Source organism: Mycobacterium palustre, from assembly GCF_002101785.1.
GTDB lineage: Bacteria > Actinomycetota > Actinomycetes > Mycobacteriales > Mycobacteriaceae > Mycobacterium > Mycobacterium palustre.
Window position 1 is genome coordinate 1 of the sequence record NZ_LQPJ01000120.1, and the last position, 3,772, is coordinate 3,772.

Sequence of the window (3,772 nt, forward strand, 5' to 3'; positions counted from 1 at the left end):
CGACACGCCACACCCCACCCGGGGGTTCTCCTCACATCAAGCCGACACGCCTGCTACCAACGTCCTGGCCGAGTACAGCTAGCCCATCGGGTCGGTGCTTGAGCTGAGCGCATCCAGGACCGGACTCGCGTCGGCCTGCGGGTAGAACGGCGGCGTCAGCGTGCCCCAGCGCAGGCAGCTCCACCGGCCGTCGGTGATCGGGGCCAACACCACCGATTCGGCGTTGTCGAGGTGGTGATCCAGGGCGAAGTTGCCGTCCACGCCGGCCAGCACGGCAGCCGCCAGCCGGATGGCCGCCCCGTGGCTGACGACGACGATGTCGCCGTGGAACTTTTCGTCGTCGAGGTAGCGCATGCGCAATTCGGTCAGCACCGGCACGTAGCGACCCAGCACCTCGCTGCCCGTCTCGCCGCCGGGCAGCGGCAGGTCGACCTCGCCGCGATGCCATCGCTCGTAGATCGCGTTGAATTCCGCCACCGCCTCGTCGTCGTTGCGGTCCTCCAGACTGCCCACCTGCACCTCGTGGATCCCGGGAATTTCCAGCGCGGCCAGGTCGAGTTCGGTGCCGATCACCGCGGCGGTCTGCGACGCCCGGGTGGCCACGGAGTGCGCGAGGATCGCGGGGCGTCCCGAGCTGCGGGCGAACGCCCGGGCCTGGTCGCGGCCCAGCGGCGTCAGCTCCGCGCCGGGCGGCCGGGTGTCCAGCCGGCGCTCGACGTTGCCGTAGGACTGGCCGTGCCGCACCAGCACCAGGCGGCCGGTCATGGCTTGCCTTCGCGCAGCCGCGACAGCCAGCGCGACGCCTCGTCGACCGACGGCGGCGGCACGCCGGCCGCCGAACCCGTCGGCCAGGAACCCAGGTATCGCACATCGGCACAACGACGGTGCAGCGCCTTGAGTGCCTCGGCGACGGCGCCGTCGTCGATGTGGCCGACGCAGTCGGCGAAAAACAGGTAGGTGCCCAGTTCCGTTCTGGTCGGCCTGGATTCGATCCGGGTGAGGTCGATGCCGCGAATGCCGAATTCGGCCAGCGCCGATAACAGAGCGCCCGGCACATTGTCGATGCGCAACACCACCGACGTCCGGTCGGCCCCGGTGCGCGCCGGCGGCGGACCCGGCGGGCCGATCAGCACGAACCGGGTGCGCGCGTTGCGCTCGTCGACCACGCCGTCGGCCAGCGACGCCAGCCCCCAATGGGCGGCGGCCAGCGGCGAGGTCACCGCGGCGTCGGCCTGGCCCTCGGCCACTTGCCGCGCCGCGTCGGCGTTGGAGTAGGCCGGCCGCACTTCGGCGCCGGGCAGGTGCGCGGCCAGCCACCGCCGCACCTGGGCCACCGCCACCGGGAAGGCCGCCAGCGTGCGCACGTCGGCCGCGCCGAGGCCGGGTTTGACGGCGATGCTGAACGCCACGTCGAGCGTCGTCTCGGCGAAGACTTGCAGCGGCGAACCGATGGCCAAACTGTCCAGCGTGGGCGTCACCGAGCCGTCGATCGAGTTCTCGATCGGGACGCACGCGTAGTCGGCGGCGCCGTCACGCACCGCGTCGAGCGCCGCGGGCGTGCTGTCGATTGGCATGCGCCGCAGGGGATCCGCGTCCTGCCCGGGAACCAGCCCGGCGCCCGTGATCTGCAGCAGCGCCGCCTCGGTGAACGTCCCCTCGGGGCCGAGGTAAGCGATGCGGGCCACGCCCCAACCCTAACGGCGGCCAACGATAGAGGCCCTTGCGACGGCGCGGGTCGTAAGTTAACTTAGGCTTACCTAAGCTAGCTCCCGAGGAGAACGATGACGCCGACGATCCCCGCGCCGACGACCGCCGAACGCATCCGCAGCGCGTGCAGCCGGGCCGGCGCCGCGCTGCTGGCGATCGAGCGCCGGGACCCCGTCCCGACGCCCGTGCATCATCTGTTGCCCGACGGCTCCTTCGCGATCGCCCTGCCCGTCGGCGCCGCCCGGGCGGCGTCGGGATCGCAGGCGCTGCTGGAACTGACCGACTACGCCCCGCTGCCGTTGCGGGAGCCGGTCCGGTCGCTGGTGTGGGTGCGCGGCCGCCTGGTGTCGGTGCCGGGCGCGGCGGTGACGGCGCTGCTGGACCGGATCGCCACCGAGCACCCCAACCCGGCCCTGCTGCAGGTCGAAACCCCCCGGTCCGCGCCCGCCGACGGGGGCGATGCCCGCTACGCACTGCTACGGCTAGAGATCGCATCGGTGGTCGTCACCGATTCCACCGGCGCCGAACCCGTGAGCGTTTCGGACCTGCTCGCGGCCCGGCCCGACCCGTTCTGCGCGATCGAGGCGAGCCTGCTCTGGCACCTGGACACCGTCCACAACGACGTCCTGGCGCGGCTGGTGTCCAAGCTGCCCGCGCCGTTGCGCCGCGGCAAGGTCCGCCCGCTCGGCCTCGACCGCTACGGGATGCGGTTCCGGATCGAGGGCACCGACGGCGACCGCGACGTGCGGCTGCCGTTCCACCGGCCGGTCGACGACATGCCCGGGCTCAGCCAGGCCTTCCGCTTGCTGATGGGCTGCCCGTTCGTCAACGGGCTGCGCGCCCGCCGCTGACCCGCGCCGCCGCCTGCACGTACCTTGTGCAGGTGCACGGCGACCGATCACGCCAGCGGCCGGGGCCCCAGGGGCAATTCGGCCCGACCGCGCCGCTGCGCCGACCGGCCCCGCCACCTCCGCCGGCCCGTCCCGTCCCCCCCAGCGCGCGGCGCAAGCGCCGAAGCTGGGTCCGCGTCGTGGCGTCGATCCTGCTGGTCGTCGTGCTGGTGGGCGGCGCCGGCCTCGTCGCGGCGGACGCCTGGTTCGACACGGCGCTGCGCCGCGGGCAGGTGCTCACCGACTATCCCGACCGCCCGGGCCCCGGGCGCGGCACCAACTGGCTGATCGTCGGCTCCGATTCCCGCCAGGGCCTCACCGCCGAGCAGCAGCGGGACTTGGCGACCGGCGGCGACGTCGGCAACAGCCGCACCGACACCATCCTGCTCGTGCACGTCCCGCAGCTCACGTCGAGCACGCCGGCGACCGTGGTGTCGCTCCCGCGCGACTCCTACGTGCCGATCCCGAACCACGGCAAGGACAAGATCAACGCCGCCTTCGCGATCGGCGGCGCTCCCCTGCTGGCGCGCACGGTCGAGCAGGCCACCGGGCTACGGCTGGACCACTACGCCGAGATCGGCTTCGACGGGTTCGCCGCCCTGGTCGACGCGCTGGGCGGGGTCACCATGTGCCCGACCATGCCGATCAGCGATCCGCTGGCCGGCGTCGACCTGCCCGCCGGCTGCCAGAAGCTGGACGGCCGCACGGCGCTCGGCTACGTCCGGACGCGTGACACGCCGCGCGCGGACCTGGACCGGATGGTCAACCAACGGCAGTTCCTGGCTGCGCTGCTGCACCGGATGACCAGCCCGACGGTGTGGCTCGATCCGGTGCGGTGGTACTCGGTGCCCCGCACGGCCGCCCGCGCCCTGAGCGTGGACCGCGGCGACCACGTGTGGGACCTGGCGTGGCTGGGCTGGGCACTGCGCGGGACCACCACGGCGATGACCGTCCCGATCGGCAGCTTCAACGACAGCGCGGCCGGGGCGGTGGTGGTGTGGAACCACGACGCGGCCGGCACGCTGTTCGACGCGCTGGCCGCCGACGCGCCGGTGCCCGCGGCCGCGCTCGACGGCCAGCAGTAGCGCGGGCCCTAGTTGTACTCGGCCAGGACGTTGGTAGCAGGCGTGTCGGCTTGATGTGAGGAGAACCCCCGGGTGGGGTGTGGCGTGTCG

The 3,772-nt window shown here is 73.0% G+C and carries 4 protein-coding genes; 2 read left to right on the forward strand and 2 right to left on the reverse strand.

Features of this window, described 5'->3' with window-relative positions; all coding sequences use genetic code 11:
- Positions 1-78: 78 nt before the first annotated feature.
- Both AWC19_RS19390 and pheA read right to left on the reverse strand, forming a co-directional pair.
- On the reverse strand, positions 79-765 hold the full coding sequence (locus tag AWC19_RS19390; protein WP_085079627.1) for a histidine phosphatase family protein: 687 nt from the start codon (positions 763-765) through the stop codon (positions 79-81).
- The gene (pheA, locus tag AWC19_RS19395; RefSeq protein ID WP_085079628.1) at positions 762-1,685 is read right to left on the reverse strand and encodes a prephenate dehydratase; all 924 of its coding nucleotides are present in this window, start codon (positions 1,683-1,685) and stop codon (positions 762-764) included. The genes AWC19_RS19390 and pheA overlap by 4 nt, the downstream gene beginning before the upstream one ends.
- 96 nt (positions 1,686-1,781) lie before the next feature.
- Here pheA and AWC19_RS19400 point away from each other — a divergent pair, with 96 nt between their 5' ends.
- Positions 1,782-2,558 (forward strand): DUF2470 domain-containing protein, encoded by a 777-nt coding sequence (locus AWC19_RS19400; protein WP_085079629.1) that lies wholly within the window; start codon positions 1,782-1,784, stop codon positions 2,556-2,558.
- Positions 2,559-2,590: 32 nt separating this feature from the next.
- Entirely contained in the window at positions 2,591-3,682 is a 1,092-nt protein-coding gene (locus tag AWC19_RS19405; protein ID WP_245849149.1) for an LCP family protein, read from the forward strand.
- Positions 3,683-3,772: the final 90 nt, after the last annotated feature.

Coding starts and splice junctions, on each gene's coding strand:
- AWC19_RS19390 (WP_085079627.1), bottom strand. CDS start 765: ATGACCGGCCGCCTGGTGCTGGTGCGGCACGGCCAGTCCTACGGCAAC.
- AWC19_RS19400 (WP_085079629.1), top strand. CDS start 1,782: ATGACGCCGACGATCCCCGCGCCGACGACCGCCGAACGCATCCGCAGC.